At 72.6% G+C, this 13,324-nt stretch carries 15 protein-coding genes; 5 read left to right on the top strand and 10 right to left on the bottom strand.

Annotated elements, in window-relative coordinates:
* Positions 1-569 precede the first annotated feature (569 nt).
* Positions 570-1,958: an alkaline phosphatase gene (locus ACFWW9_RS42880; RefSeq protein WP_390388838.1), complete on the top strand. Its 1,389-nt coding sequence runs from the start codon at positions 570-572 to the stop codon at positions 1,956-1,958.
* A gap of 376 nt (positions 1,959-2,334) precedes the next feature.
* On the top strand, positions 2,335-2,679 hold the full coding sequence (locus ACFWW9_RS42875) for a pyridoxamine 5'-phosphate oxidase family protein (RefSeq protein ID WP_390388837.1): 345 nt from the start codon (positions 2,335-2,337) through the stop codon (positions 2,677-2,679).
* A 25-nt stretch (positions 2,680-2,704) separates the two neighbouring features.
* Here the strand turns inward: ACFWW9_RS42875 and ACFWW9_RS42870 are convergent, their stop codons facing one another.
* Genes ACFWW9_RS42870 through ACFWW9_RS42835 form a run of 8 tightly spaced genes read right to left on the bottom strand, consistent with a single transcriptional unit; the run spans position 2,705 to position 9,278 of the window.
* Entirely contained in the window at positions 2,705-3,094 is a 390-nt protein-coding gene (locus tag ACFWW9_RS42870; RefSeq protein ID WP_390388836.1) for a DUF1707 domain-containing protein, read from the bottom strand.
* A gap of 26 nt (positions 3,095-3,120) precedes the next feature.
* On the bottom strand, positions 3,121-3,348 hold the full coding sequence (locus ACFWW9_RS42865) for a hypothetical protein (protein ID WP_390388835.1): 228 nt from the start codon (positions 3,346-3,348) through the stop codon (positions 3,121-3,123).
* On the bottom strand, positions 3,305-5,275 hold the full coding sequence (locus tag ACFWW9_RS42860; RefSeq protein WP_390388834.1) for a glycosyltransferase: 1,971 nt from the start codon (positions 5,273-5,275) through the stop codon (positions 3,305-3,307). Before ACFWW9_RS42860 ends, ACFWW9_RS42865 begins: the two co-directional genes overlap by 44 nt.
* Positions 5,272-5,898: a DUF998 domain-containing protein gene (locus ACFWW9_RS42855; RefSeq protein WP_390388832.1), complete on the bottom strand. Its 627-nt coding sequence runs from the start codon at positions 5,896-5,898 to the stop codon at positions 5,272-5,274. The genes ACFWW9_RS42860 and ACFWW9_RS42855 overlap by 4 nt, the downstream gene beginning before the upstream one ends.
* Before the next feature lie 44 nt (positions 5,899-5,942).
* A complete protein-coding gene (locus ACFWW9_RS42850; protein WP_390388830.1) occupies positions 5,943-7,340 on the bottom strand; it encodes a sensor histidine kinase in 1,398 nt (465 codons plus the stop codon).
* Entirely contained in the window at positions 7,337-8,026 is a 690-nt protein-coding gene (locus ACFWW9_RS42845) for a response regulator transcription factor (RefSeq protein WP_390388829.1), read from the bottom strand. Before ACFWW9_RS42845 ends, ACFWW9_RS42850 begins: the two co-directional genes overlap by 4 nt.
* Positions 8,027-8,042: 16 nt before the next feature.
* The gene (locus tag ACFWW9_RS42840; protein ID WP_390388827.1) at positions 8,043-8,903 is read right to left on the bottom strand and encodes a M56 family metallopeptidase; all 861 of its coding nucleotides are present in this window, start codon (positions 8,901-8,903) and stop codon (positions 8,043-8,045) included.
* On the bottom strand, positions 8,904-9,278 hold the full coding sequence (locus ACFWW9_RS42835; RefSeq protein WP_390388825.1) for a BlaI/MecI/CopY family transcriptional regulator: 375 nt from the start codon (positions 9,276-9,278) through the stop codon (positions 8,904-8,906).
* A gap of 60 nt (positions 9,279-9,338) precedes the next feature.
* Between ACFWW9_RS42835 and ACFWW9_RS42830 the strand changes: the two genes are divergently transcribed.
* Genes ACFWW9_RS42830 through ACFWW9_RS42820 form a run of 3 tightly spaced genes read left to right on the top strand, consistent with a single transcriptional unit; the run spans position 9,339 to position 11,259 of the window.
* Positions 9,339-9,950, top strand: coding sequence for a DedA family protein (locus ACFWW9_RS42830; RefSeq protein WP_390388824.1), 612 nt, complete (start codon positions 9,339-9,341; stop codon positions 9,948-9,950).
* Entirely contained in the window at positions 9,947-10,534 is a 588-nt protein-coding gene (locus ACFWW9_RS42825) for a phosphatase PAP2 family protein (RefSeq protein WP_390388822.1), read from the top strand. The genes ACFWW9_RS42830 and ACFWW9_RS42825 overlap by 4 nt, the downstream gene beginning before the upstream one ends.
* Complete coding sequence (locus ACFWW9_RS42820) at positions 10,531-11,259, top strand: ABC transporter permease (RefSeq protein ID WP_390388820.1); 729 nt, start codon at positions 10,531-10,533, stop codon at positions 11,257-11,259. Before ACFWW9_RS42825 ends, ACFWW9_RS42820 begins: the two co-directional genes overlap by 4 nt.
* Here ACFWW9_RS42820 and efeB read toward each other — a convergent pair.
* Both efeB and efeO read right to left on the bottom strand, forming a co-directional pair.
* Positions 11,256-12,512: an iron uptake transporter deferrochelatase/peroxidase subunit gene (efeB, locus tag ACFWW9_RS42815; protein WP_390388818.1), complete on the bottom strand. Its 1,257-nt coding sequence runs from the start codon at positions 12,510-12,512 to the stop codon at positions 11,256-11,258. The genes ACFWW9_RS42820 and efeB overlap by 4 nt on opposite strands.
* Positions 12,509-13,324: iron uptake system protein EfeO (efeO, locus tag ACFWW9_RS42810; protein ID WP_390388817.1), on the bottom strand; the 816-nt coding region annotated here is incomplete at its 5' end. The genes efeO and efeB, both read right to left, overlap by 4 nt.

Raw genomic sequence — 13,324 nt, 5'->3', positions numbered from 1 at the left:
GCGAAGAAGACGACCGGCAGCACGCGCAGGATGCACGGCGAGATCCCGGTGATCAGGCCACCGAGCAGGCCGATGAGCACGAGCGTCAACACCCGACAACACCTCCAGGGAAGCCGAAACCGCAGATGCGGGTTTCTGGGAGGCTTCTCCAGGTGTTCGCGGTGAACCCCGGTTCGGTTCTCCTCAGATGCGGATCCACCACGATCGGTGGCGGGCCGTCGTCCGCGACAACGTCTGGAGCGACGGATCTGATCGAGGGGTGAGTCCTGCCCGTTTCGTGGAAATGGTGGGAGCAATTCCAGGGGAATGGGCATTCAGTCTGGGAATGGTGAAATTCGGCGCTTGTCGTGTCCGGATTGCGTCACTATGGGCGTTGGCGTCGGTTTGTGCGGGTCGACCAGTGGGCGTGGCGGAAAGCCGGCGGTGCGATTCGGGGTGATATGAGCTATTCGTCACCATAATCCCTGGTCACGCCGTCCACCGTCACGCAATGGCCTTGTTCCAGCCACTTCCGCGCCATCACCGCGCGCTTACCATCCGGGCGGTTCGACAACGGCGAAAGGCAGGACATGAAAAGAAGTGGCGCGATTTCCGCACTGGCCATCGCCGCGGCGGTGGTCGTGACGAGCACGGTCGCGGCTGACGGGTCCCCCGGCCGGGGCGATGACGAGCGGGCGATCGAGCAGGCCCTGCACGACCGGCAGCCCACGAACGTCATCGTGCTCATCGGTGACGGCATGGGGGTCCAGGAGATCACCGCGGCCCGCTACTACCAGGGCGTGCGGAACAAGCTGAACGTGGACCGGTTGCCGTTGACCGGGTTCGACACGACGTGGTCGGTCAAGCCCGCGCCGAAGGCGCCCTACCTGCCCGACTACGACCCCGACTCGGCGTCGACCGGGACGATGTGGGCGACGGGTGTGAAGACCCTCGACGAGCGGATCTCGCAGGGGCCGAGCAGCGCGATCGACGTGCCGGGCCGCAACTACGAGTCGGTGATGGAGAAGGCGAAGAAGCGCGGCCAGAAGGTCGGCGACGTCACCACCGCCGAGATCACCGACGCCACCCCGGCCGTGCAGGGCGCGCACATCTCGCTGCGCGGCTGCCAGGGCCCCGCCGACATGACGGCGTGCGCCAAGGAGACCAAGGACGTCGGCGGCCTCGGCTCGATCGCCGAGCAGGAGGTCGACAACCACTTCGACGTGCTGTTCGGCGGCGGTCGCAACCGGTTCGCCCAGACCGTGACCGGCGGCAAGGACAAGGGCAAGACCGTGGTGGACTCCGCCGCGCGGCAGGGCTACCAGTACGTCACCGACGCCGCGGGCCTGGGCAAGGTCGACAGCCGCAAGCCGGTGCTCGGCCTGTTCACCCCCGGCACGATGTCGGTGGAGTGGAGCGGCCCGGCCGCGTCCCTCGGCAAGGGCAACACGCCCGCGCCGTGCGTGGAGAACCAGCGGCCCGCGAACGAGCCGAGCCTGGCCGACATGACCACCAAGGCCATCAAGCTGCTGGAGAACCGGCGCGGCTTCTTCCTCCAGGTCGAGGGCGCCTCGATCGACAAGCAGGACCATGCCACCAACGCGTGTGGCCAGATCGGCGAGACCGTGGCGTTCGACAAGGCCATCGGTGTCGCGCTCGACTACCAGAAGGCACACCCGGACACGCTCGTCGTCGTCACCGCGGACCACTCGCACACGAGCCAGATCGTGTCCGAGGACGCGAGCGGCACCGGCCTGCCGACCGGCTACTCGACCAACGTCGTCACCAAGGACGGCCAGACCCTGACCCTCGCCTACAACACCGCGGGCTTCGGCGGCCCCGGCGCGCCGCCGGTGGCGACCCCGCCGAGCCAGCAGCACACCGGTGCGGCCGTTCCCGTCTGGGCCATCGGCCCGCGCGCGACGGACGTGCTGGGCACGAACGACCACACGGATCTGTTCCACACCCTGGGCGGCTGAGCCCAAGCGCGTGAAAGGGCCGGTGGGGTCGCGACCCCACCGGCCCTTTCACCGTCGACAGTGGACGGTGGCGGATCACCGGGCCGACGATGCCGGTCGCGCGGGGGGACGAAGGGCTCTGCGCGAGCGGTCGGGTCGCCCGCCAGGGCACAGGGTCTCGACCATCCGGGACCTTGTGCCCTGCTGAGGCAGAATGGCGCGCCCGACAATGGGGGTCGCACGCGTGGGACGTGGTGGTCGAGACCAGGGCGTGCCAGGGGATCGCGTGCGGTGAGGACCGGTCAGGGGAGCGGGTCGGGTGGGACGCGGGCCGCGGCGAGGTGAAGCCGCGGCCCGCGCGCCGGGCACCGTGGTTCGTCCGTCACGGGGGCGCGCGATGAGCGGCGCGCTGGAGGAGCCGAGCGAACCGAGGTCGCTGTCCGAGGCTGAGTCGTTGCGCCTGCTGGCGAGCGCCCCGTTCGGCCGGGTCGTGTTCTCGCGGGACGCGCTGCCCGCCGTCGGGCCCGTCGACCACGTCGTCGACAGCGGCTCGATCGTCATCCGCGCCCGCCTGGGGTGGAGCGTGATCGTGATCGGCGTCGCGAAGCGGATCACCGAACCCGACGAGTCGGTCCGCCTCGACGGGGTCCTGAAGCCGTGGGTGCGCGGAACGATGGACCACCTCGTCCGCATCGTGCCGGAAGTGGTGACCGGGTTCGACCTGGTCCCCGCCCTCCGCTGACGCCCGCGCACCCGACAGGCACGCCTCACGGTTCGAGGCCCGCCTCGAAGAAAGCGCCGTGGATCGCGGACATGACGGCCGCGCCGATGAGGATGGAGAGCACGAGGACCGCGAGCAGGCCGAAGGCGCGGCCGCGGGGGCTCAGCGCTGTGGTGCCGCGGCCGAGCAGGGCGGTGACGAAGAGGCGGAGGCGGAGCAGGGCGTCCTGCCAGGTGGTGCTCGGCTTGTGGACGGCAGGCAGGTCTTCGGTGAGGACGTCGAGTTCGTGGCGGTAGCGGGCTGCGTAGGCCTGGGCCAGGCGTTCCTCGACCTCGGTCATGGTGAGCCTGCCCTCGCCCGCCGCTTCGTGCAGGCGGGTGCTGACCTGCTCGCGCTCGGCGTCGGAGCAGCGCAGGCTGGTGGTGGGGGTGGTCATGGTTCCTCCTTGCGTCGGGGGGACGGTCAGTGCTCGCCCTGCTGGTCCTCGTGGTCGACCTGCCTGCTGTGCTCGTGGTCGCCCCCGCCGCCGTCCTCGTGGGAGGCCAGGGTGCTGACGCCCGCGCCGATGGCGAGGCCGAGCACCGCCACGGCGATCACCTGCGTGGTGCGGTGGCGGACGAACGCGAACCGGCGGCGTCGGGGGGTGTCAGCCGAGGAGGGCGGCGCGGTCGTGGGATCGGGTGTGGTCATGGTTTGTCGCTTCCTCCTGCACGCGCTGGTACAGGGCTTCGAAGGTGTCGAGGGTGTCCGTGAGGTCGTGGCGGGTGACGATCTGCCTGCTCGCGAGGCCCATGGCGATCCGGGTGGCGGGGTCGGTGTCGAGATCGCGTAGCGCGCCCGCGAGGGCGGCGGAGTCGCCGGGTGGGTAGAGGTGACCGTTGACGCCGTGGTGGACCAGGTGCGGCAACGCCATGGCGTTGGCGGCGATGACCGGGAGGCCGGCGGCCATGGCCTCCATCGTGGCGATGCTCTGGAGTTCCGCCGTGCCGGGCATGCAGAACACGTCGGCTCGGCGCAGCACGGCGATGAGGTCGTCGTCGGGGAGGTAACCGTGGAAGCGCACTCGGCGGGCGACGCCCAGGTCGAGGGCGAGGGCTTCCAGCGCGGTGCGGCGGACGCCGTCGCCGACGATCTCGGCGTGCACGGCCGGGGCGAGGACGAGCGCGTGCAGCAGGTCGTCGACGTTCTTCTCCGGGTCGAGCCTGCCGACGAACACCGCCGTGGTCGTGGTCGACAGGTGGGCTCCCGGCGTGCCGAAGCGGTCGAGGTCGATGCCGCAGGAGATCGCCTGGGTCGGCAACCCCCTGTCCCGCAACAGGTCCGCCGCACGGGGTGTGGGGGCGGTGACCGCCGTCGCTCGACGGTAGACCCTGACCAGGTCGCGCCACGCCCAAGCGGACAGGGTGCCGTTGAGGAAGCGGGGGAGGGGGCCGTAGTCGAGCAGGTTCTCCGGCATGAAGTGGTTGGTGGCCACCACCGGCAGGTCGTGGGAGACGGCGGCGCGGAGCACAGTGCGGCCGACGCCGAAGTGGGCTTGGACGTGGACGACGTCCGGTCGGGCCTCGGCGAGGATCGCCGGGAGTGCTCGGGCGACCTGCCAGGGCGTGCACACGCGGAAGGTGGCGTGGAACGGGGTGCGGGTCGAGGCGACGCGGTGGACGGTGACGCCGCGGACGACCGTGGAACCGGTCTGGGCGGTGGGTGAGGGGCACACGACGTGGACGTCGTTGCCACGGGCAGCGAGTCCTTCGGCGAGCCGGGCGGCGAAGTTGGCCGCGCCGTTGACGTCCGGCGGGTAGGTGTCGGCGGCGAGCAGGATCCGTTGGCCGGTCTCGGATCGGGTCCACGTCGGGTGGTCGACCGGGGTGTGGCGGGTCAGGGCGATCACGCCGCCGATCGCCACGGCCGCGCAGGCGAGCTGGGGGAGGGCGATGCCGCTGGTCTCGCCGTAGAAGCCGATGCCGACGGCGACGGCGGTGAGCGGGTCGAGGACGGTGACCGCGCCGATGACCACGGCCGGTGGGCCGCTGGCGTAGGCCTGGTGGACGAGCCAGCCGCCGACGAGCATCAACGCGCCCGCCTCGGCGACGAGCAGCGGAGAACCGTTGAGGACCGCGCCGCGGATCAGGGCCGATCCCAGGCCGAACAGGACGGCGGCGGACGCGGCCAGGGCCAGGCAGCGGACGCGTCCCGCGGTGAGCAGGCCGACGATCGCGACGACGACGGCGACCACCACGACCAGCTGCACCCGTGACGAGTCCACTGTGGATGAAACCGGGACCGTGGAGGTGGCGGACAGCACCACGAATCCCGCTGTGCCCGCGCAGACGGCGAACGCGGCTCGGCGGGAGTGGCCGCCGATCACGGTGGTGAGCACGAGGCTCAGCACGCCGATCGGCTGCACGACCGCCAATGGCGCGAGGGCCAGCGCGAGCACGTGCAGCCCGCTGCCCACGACCGCGAGGGACGTGCCCGCCAGCCAGGTGGGGGTGCGCAGGAGCTTGGTCACGCGGACCCGGCCGTCGGTCCGGACGGAGCGGTGTTGGAGGTGGATCGCCGCGGCGAAGCAGCACGCGGCGAACGCGGCCAGGAGCACCGCGAAGAGGACGTTGGTCATCCGGTCACCCGCTTGATCGTGGTGGCTGTGGTCAGCAGGAGCGCCACTTCGGCGCCGAGGGCGAGACGTTCGAGCAGGCCCTGGAGGTCGGAGACCGGGGGCGGGGCGAGCTGGCACAGGCCGAACGCGGCCGCGAGCACGAGACCGGCCGTGGCCAGTCGACTGATCCGCACCGCGAGCGGACGCAGTCGCGGGTCGGCGCGCAGGGCCTTCGCGAGCTGCCAGCCCGCGAGGGGCAGGCTGGTGAGGAACGTGCCGCCCGCCAGGCGGTGCACGTCACCGGAGAACGACGAGTCACCCGGCAGGCGGTTGGTCGGGAACACCGCGCACAGCAGCAGGCCCGAGCACCACAGCCCCAGCAGCAGCGTGAGCAGGTGCGACCGGTGCACGCCGAGCGCGGTCAGGCCCGCCGCCACCACGCCGCCACCGGCGACCAGGAGCAGCACCGCCAGCACGTAGAGCGCGCCGCCGGGGTGGTAGAAGACGTAGTCGCTGACCACGTTCGCCACCGGGTTCACCTGGGAGCGCAGCGCCACCGTGAGGTACGCGGCGACGAGCAGGCAGCCGGTCAGCAGCGCGATGGAGACCCTGGCGAGGGACGCTGGGCGGGGGATCGTGGCCACGTCGTCGACGATGCCGGGGCATCGTTAAAGCACGATGAAGATCCTCAGGGGTTTGGATGAGAAACCGCGGGGAGCCCGATCCGCACGAGTGCTCCGCCGCCTGCGGAGTGCTCGGCGCGCGCCAGGCCGCCGTGGGCGGTGACGACCTGCGCCACGATCGCCAGCCCCAACCCGGAACCGGGCAGCGCTCGGGCGGACTCGGCGCGGTAGAAGCGCTCGAACACGTGCGGCAGGTCCGCGTCCGCGATCCCCGGCCCCTCGTCGGTGACGGTCACCAGCGCCTGCCCGGCCTCCAGCCCCGCGGTCACGCGCACGGTCGTGTCGGGCGGGCTCCACTTGGCGGCGTTGTCGAGCAGGTTGAGCACCGCCCGCTCCAGCGCCACGGGGTCGCCCACCACGGGAGAGGTCGCCAGGTCCGTCGCGATCCGCACGTGCGGCGCTCGGGCCCGCGCCCGGTCGACCGCGGACTCCACGACGTCGGCGAGGTCGACCGGCACGAACGGCTCGGGGTCGGTGTCGTCCTTGGCCAGCTGCACGAGTTCGCCCACCAGGGTGCTCAGCTCGACGGCCTGGGTGCTCAGGTCGCCGAGCAGGCGGGCCCGGTCGGTGGGGGAGAGGTCCCGGTGCTGCCGCTCGGCGTGGACGAGCAGTTCGACGTTGTTGCGCAGGCTGGCCAACGGGGTCCGCAGCTCGTGCCCGGCGTCCTCCACCAGCCGTCGCTGGGCCGTGCGGGAGGTGTCGAGCGCGGACAGCATCGCGTTGAACGCCTCCGCGAGCCGGGCGATCTCGCCGCGACCCTCGACCGGGATCTCGGCGGTGAGGTCCTGGGTGCGCGCGACGCGCTCGGCTCCCGCCGTGAGCACGTCGACCGGGCGCAGCGCGGTGCGGGCGACGGACCGGCCGAGCACCGCCGCGCCGAGCACGCCGACGAGGCCGATCACCGCGTGCAGCAGGCCCAGTTCGGCGAGGGTCTGCTCGATGTCCTCGGCGTCGCGGGCGATCTGGACCAGGCCGTCGCGCCCGACGACCGTCCACACCCGGTACTGGTCGCCGCCGATCCGCAGCACCTCGACCCTCTGCCGCTGCCCGGCGGCGATGGCCCGCGCCTGGTCGGTGGTCGGGATCCGCTCAGCGCCGGGAGCGCCCGCCGTGGTCACCGCGCCCGAGGAGTCCACGAACTGGACCACGAGTTCGGCGGGGTGGTGGTCGTCGTCGGTGGTCCGCCGGTCCACCGGGCGCAGCGTGGCCAGCGCGTCGGCCGCCGTGGACGACTGCGCCGCGAGGGCGGCGTAGGACCGCAGCTGGTCGTCGAACTGCTGGTTGAGCTTGGCCTGCACGACGAACCACGACGCCACCGCCACGCCGACCACGGCCACCGCGGCGGCGGCCGCCGCGAGCACGGTGAACCGGGACCGCAGCGACAGCCGCCGCCACCGCGTCACAGCGGGTCCTCGCGCAGCACGTAGCCCACGCCGCGCACGGTGTGCAGCAGCCGGGGCTCGCCGTCGGCCTCCAGCTTGCGGCGCAGGTAGCTGACGTAGACGTCCAGGCTGTTCGACGAGGTGCCGAAGTCGTAGCCCCACACGTCGAGGAACATCGCCCCGCGCGACATCACCTGCCGGGGGTTGCGCAGGAAGGCCTCCAGGATGGAGAACTCGGTCCGCGTCAACGCCAGGTGCCGTTCTCCCCGCCGCACCTCGCGGGTGCCGGGGTTCAGCGCCAGGTCCGCGAACCGCAGGTCGTCGTCCGCGGGCGGCGGGTCCGCGTACCCGCCGCGGCGGACGAGCGCGCGGACCCTGGCCAGCAGCTCCCGCAGCGCGAACGGCTTGGCGAGGTAGTCGTCGGCGCCCGCGTCCAACCCGGCGACGCGGTCGGTCACGTCGTCGCGCGCGGTCAGCATCAGCACGGGGGTCACGTCGCCGGTCGCGCGCAGCACCCGGCAGGTGTCCAGGCCTCCGAGCACGGGCATCGTGACGTCGAGGATCACCCCGTCGGGCCGCTGCGTGCGGATCAGCTCCAGCGCCATCGCCCCGTTGTGGGCGGTGGACACCTCGTAGCCCTCGAAGCGCAGCGTCCGCGACAGGGACTCGCGCAGGGCGGCCTCGTCGTCGACGATCACGATGTGCAAGTCGGCTCCTGGTGGGTCAGCGGGCGGTGATGCCCGTCGTCTCGAAGAGGTCGTGCAGGTCGTCGGCGGCGTCCAGCGACGAGACCACGACCAGGGCCAGCAGCGCCGCCGTGGCCAGGAGCACGGCGCGGAACCGGGAGCCCCGGCCAGCGGGAGGGGCGTCGAGCAGCGCGGACACCCGCCGGGGCACCGGGCCCGCCGTGGCGTGCAGCGCCGCCGGGTGGCCCGCGACGGTCCGGCGGGTCGCCAGCGCGGCCTTGCCGACGGCTCGCGCGGTGCTGCGGCGGTCGCCCACGCGGTCGGCGGCCGTCTCGTCGGCCCAGCGCTCCACGGTGTACGCCACGGCGGTGCGCAGCGGGCGGACCAGCGGGTTCGCCGCCGCGGCCAGCGTCACGGCGGCGAGGAACAGGTGGTGGCGGTCGGCCAGGTGCGCCCGCTCGTGGGCCAGCAGCACCTGTCGCTCGGTGGCGTTCAGGGCGGCGAGCATGCCCGTGGACACGACGACCCGGCCGGGAGCGCCGGGCAGCGCGTAGGCGATCGGCGACTCGTCCCGCGTGACCACGAGGTCGGAGTCGGGATGCAGTTCGGCCTCGGCGTAGGCGTCGCGCAGCACGCGGAGGTGGCGTGAACCGGTGCGGACCACGGCGACCAGGACCGCCACCAGCCCAAGGGCCGCGACCGCGGTCACCGGCGTCACGCGGGTGAGGCCGGCGGCGGTGAGCAGGGCCAGCGACGCGGTGCTCCCGGCCGCGGACACGACGGCGGTGGCCAGCAGGCCCCACGTGGCCGCGCGGGGGTGGCAGCGCGGAGCGAGCCACCGGGCCGCGGGCACGGTCAGCAGCGGCAGCAGCAACGGGAGGTAGACGGCGATCTCCATCTAGTCGTCCTCCAGCAGGCCGCGCAGCAGCAGTTCGTCGGCGGGGGAGAGGTCGGACACGAACCGGGCGAGCACCGCGTCGCGGTCCGGCCGGGCGTTCAGCACCCGGTGCATCCGCCGGGCCGCCACGCCGGGCTCGTCGGCCACGGGCGTGTAGACGTACGAGCGGCCGAGCTTGGTCCGGGCGACGAGCGCCTTGGCGTGCAGCCGGGCCAGGATCGTCGCCACGGTGCTGTAGGCGAGCGTGTCGCCGAGGTCCCGCTGCACCTCGGTGGGCGTGCGCGGTCCGCTCGCGCCCCACAGCGCCGCCAGCACGGCGGACTCCAGTTCGCCGGGCGCCCGGCGGTCGGGTCGTAGCACCAGGTCGTCCTCCACGCCGTTAATCTACAGTGGTGTAGAACATCTACAACCGTGTAGATCGAACGAGGGGGTCGGATGCTCGTCGCGCTCAATCCGCTGGACCCGACGTCGCTGCTGTCGGCATTCGGCACGCTGGGCGTGTTCCTGGTGCTGTTCGCCGAGACCGGACTGCTGGTCGGCTTCTTCCTGCCCGGCGACTCGCTGCTGTTCACCGCCGGTCTGCTCTGCGCCACCGGACCGCACCTGTCGCTGCCGTGGGTGCTGGTCGCGGCCGCGGCGGGCGCGCTGATCGGCGCCCAGGTCGGCTACCACCTCGGAGCCAGGGGAGGCCGGGCCCTGCTCGACCGGTCGCAACGGCCCAAACTGCACGAGGCCGTCGAACGGGCGCAACACCTGTTCGCCCGGTACGGCCACGGCAAGGCGATCGTGCTGGCCCGCTTCCTGCCGATCGTCCGCACCGTGCTCAACCCGGTCGCGGGCGTGGTGGGGGTGCCCCCGCGGGTGTTCGTGCGCTGGCAGGTGCTCGGCGGTCTGCTGTGGACGGTCGGCCTGACCGTCGCCGGGTACGTGCTGGGCTCGTCGATCCCGAACGTGGACCGGTACCTGCTGCCGGTGATCGTGCTCATCGTCGTGGTGTCGCTGGTACCGGTGGGCCTGGAACTCGTGCGGGCCAGGAGGGCTCGGTGACGGCGCTGGTCGACAGCGGTTGGTACGAGGCCGTCACGCGCTTCGCGGCGGGGACCGGGTGGCTGCACACGCCCGCCGTCCTGGTCACGACCTACGGCGTCGTGCTGCTGGCGGCGCTGGTCGCCCTCGGGTGGTGGAGCGCCCGGTCCGGCGACGACGCCACGATGGCCGTCGCGCTCGCCACCCCCGTGGCCACGCTCGTCGCGTTCGGCGTGGACGACGGGGTCAAGCTCGTCTTCACCGAACCCCGCCCGTGCCAGGTGCTCGGCGTGGCCACGGTCCTGCCGTGCGACCCGCCCGGCGACTACTCGTTCCCCAGCAACCACGCGGCCGTCGGGGCGGCGGTCGCGGTCGGGGTGCTGCTGGTCCACCGGGTGCTCGGCGTCGTCGCCGTGGTGTTCGCGGTCGTGCTGGCCGCGTCTCGCGTGTACGTCGGCGCGCACTACCCGCACGACGTCGTGATGGGCCTGCTCGTCGGCGGGCTCGTCGCCGCCGCCCTCTGCCTGGCCGCGCGGGCGTACCTCCCGAGGTTCGTCGCCGACCTGCGCCGCGGTCCGCTGCGGCCGGTGCTCCGGGCGACGTGATCACACCGGGCCCCGCGCTGGCGGTCGTGCTGGTGGTGCTCGTGACCGCCGCGGCGCTGGTGCTGCGGCTGGGCCGGATAGGGCGGTGGCCCGCGGTGGTGACCGCGTCCGCGCGGGCCGTCGTCCAGCTCGGGGTCGTGTCGCTGCTCATCACGGCCGTGCTCGGCTCCGTGCCGCTGACCGCGCTGTTCATCGCGGTGATGTTCGGGGTGGCGGCGGCGACCTCGGCCCGGCGCGTCGGCGGGCTCCGGGTCGGCGGGTGGACGGCGGTGGCGCTCGGAGCCGGTGTCGTGCCGGTGCTGGGGTTGCTGGTGGGCTCCGGGCTCGTCCCTCTCCGGCCGGTCGCGCTCGTGCCGATCGCGGGAATCCTCATCGGCGGGGCGATGACCGCGACCTCGCTGGCGGGCAGACGGGCGCTGGAGGTGCTGCGCACGCGGCACGGCGAGTACGAGGCGGCGCGGGCGCTGGGGTTCGGCCGCCGGGACGCGGTGCTGCTGATCTGCCGCCCGAGCGCGGGCGACGCGCTGGTGCCCGCGGTGGACCAGACGCGGACGGTGGGGCTGGTGACGTTGCCGGGGGCGTTCGTCGGGGTGCTGCTGGGCGGCGCCACGCCCGTGCAGGCGGGCGCCACCCAGGTGCTCGTGCTGGTGGCGCTGCTGGTGGTCGAGGCCGTGGCCGCGCTCGTCGTCGTGGAACTCGTCGCAGCGGGCAGGCTCTCGGCCTAGCGGAACAGCGTGTCGCCCCAGAACCCGCCTTCGCGGACGCCGGGCGGGACCGCGAAGTGGCCGGACCCGCTGTGCTCGATGTACTCCATCATTTTGTCCCGAGTGGACAGCGCGGTCTGCATGGGGACGAACTGCGTGCGGGTGTCGCGGTTGAAGCCGATGAAGAACAGCCCGGCGTCGAGGTGGCCGAGGCCGTCCGAGCCGTCGGTGAAGTTGTAGCCGCGACGGAGGATCTTGGCCCCGTTGAGCGATTCGTGCGAGGCGAGCCGGATGTGGGCGTCCACGCCGATGGCGGGCAGCCCACCCGCCCCCTTGACGTGCAGGTCGGGCTCGTCGAACTCGTCGACCTGGCCCAAGGGCGCGCCGCTGCCCTTCTTGCGGCCGGTGAGTTCCTCCTGCTCGCGCAGGGAGGTGCGGTCCCAGATCTCGATGTGCATCCGGATCCGCCGCGCCACCAGGTAGGTGCCGCCGACCATCCACGCTGGTCCGTCCTCTTCGGACACCCACACGTGGTCGCGCAGGACGTCGGACTCCTCGGCCTTGATGTTGCGGGTCCCGTCCTTGAAGCCGAACAGGTTGCGCGGGGTCACCTGGTCCTTGGTGGTGGACGAGGTGCGGCCGAACCCGAGCTGCGACCAGCGCACGGAGACGCGGCCGAAGCCGATGCGGGCGAGGTTGCGGATGGCGTGCACGGCGACCTGGGGGTCGTTGGCGCAGGCCTGCACGCACAGGTCGCCGCCGCTGCGCTTCGGGTCGAGGTCGTCGGCGGGGAAGTGGGGGAGGTCGATCAACGCGGGTGGGCGTTGGTCGGCCAAGCCGAAGCGGCCGTCGAACAGCGAGGGTCCGAAGCCGATGGTGATGGTCAACGCGGACGCGGGCAGGTCGAGCGCCTCGCCGGTGTCCTCGGGTGGTGCTTCCAGCGAGCCGCCGACGGCTCCGCCCTCGGCGGCTTCCTGGCCGTTGGTCATCCGTACGGCGGCCTCGGTCCACTCCTTGAGCAGGGCCACGAGTTCGTCGCGCTTGGTGGTCTTCACGTCGAAGGCCACGAAGTGCATGCGGTCCTGGGCGGCGGTGGTGATGCCCGCCTGGTGCTCGCCGTGGAACGGCACCGGCTCCGCGGCCGAGGACGCGGCGGTCCGCACGGTCGGGGCCCGGTCGCCCGCCAAGACCCCCACGGCCGCGCCCGTCCCCGCGAGCGCCACCCCGGCGCCCGCGAGGCCGAGCAGCCTGCGGCGGGGGAGTCCGCCGGTCACTTCGCGACCGCTTCGGCGACCTTGCTGACCGGCTCGCCCAACGCGTCCAGCGCCGCGGCGAGGTCCTTGATCTCGTTCTCCGTCAGCTCGGTGTACAGCTTGAAGCCGTCACCCTTGCGCTGCTTCTCCAGCAGGTCGTCCAACGCCTTGAAGTTGGCGTCCAGCGTGGTCAGCAGCGCGGGCTGGCTGTCCTGGAGCGCCGGGCGCAGCGCGGCGACCGCGGCCTGCGAGCCGTCGACGTTGCCGCGGAAGTCCCACAGGTCGGTGTGCGAGTAGCGGTCCTCCTCACCGGTGATCTTGCCGGTCGCGACCTCGTCCAGCAGGCCCTTCGCGCCGTTGGCCAGCTCCAGCGGGGTGAGCTCGACGGACTTCGACTTGTCGACGATCTCCTGCACGTCGGCCCGGAGCCGGTCCGCGATCGAGGAGGAGTCGGCCTGGAGGCCCGTGACCCACAGGTCCTTCTCCAGCCGGTGGAAGCCGGTGAACTCCTGGCCCTCGGCGATGACGTCCTCGCGGCCGTCCACCCTCGGGTCGAGGTCGCCGAAGCTGCCCGCCACGGGTTCGATGCGCTCCCAGTAGGTGCGGGCGATCGGGAACAGCGCCTTCGCCTCGTCGACCTTGTTCGCCTTGACCGCGTCGACGAACTCCGTCGTCTTGGTGAGGAAGCTGTCGGCCTGGGAGTTGACGTACCGCTGGTAGCTCTTGGTGGCGTCGGCGAGCTTCTGGTTGGTGTCGACGGACTTGCGGCCCTCGCCGGTGACGGTGAAGTCGGCGCGGATGCCGTCGCCGACCATGCCGGGCTTGCACGCGGT

Source organism: Umezawaea sp. NPDC059074 (assembly GCF_042738955.1).
In the GTDB taxonomy this organism is placed as follows: domain Bacteria; phylum Actinomycetota; class Actinomycetes; order Mycobacteriales; family Pseudonocardiaceae; genus Umezawaea.
Note: the sequence above shows the minus strand (reverse complement) of the source record. Positions and strands in the feature narration are given on the sequence as shown.

What these genes read in the sequence shown, in the direction of transcription:
- ACFWW9_RS42880 (WP_390388838.1), top strand. Translation starts at nt 570, where the DNA reads ATGAAAAGAAGTGGCGCGATTTCCGCACTGGCCATCGCCGCGGCGGTG.
- ACFWW9_RS42875 (WP_390388837.1), top strand. Translation starts at nt 2,335, where the DNA reads ATGAGCGGCGCGCTGGAGGAGCCGAGCGAACCGAGGTCGCTGTCCGAG.
- ACFWW9_RS42870 (WP_390388836.1), bottom strand. Translation starts at nt 3,094, where the DNA reads ATGACCACCCCCACCACCAGCCTGCGCTGCTCCGACGCCGAGCGCGAG.
- ACFWW9_RS42865 (WP_390388835.1), bottom strand. Translation starts at nt 3,348, where the DNA reads ATGACCACACCCGATCCCACGACCGCGCCGCCCTCCTCGGCTGACACC.
- ACFWW9_RS42860 (WP_390388834.1), bottom strand. Translation starts at nt 5,275, where the DNA reads ATGACCAACGTCCTCTTCGCGGTGCTCCTGGCCGCGTTCGCCGCGTGC.
- ACFWW9_RS42840 (WP_390388827.1), bottom strand. Translation starts at nt 8,903, where the DNA reads ATGGAGATCGCCGTCTACCTCCCGTTGCTGCTGCCGCTGCTGACCGTG.
- ACFWW9_RS42830 (WP_390388824.1), top strand. Translation starts at nt 9,339, where the DNA reads ATGCTCGTCGCGCTCAATCCGCTGGACCCGACGTCGCTGCTGTCGGCA.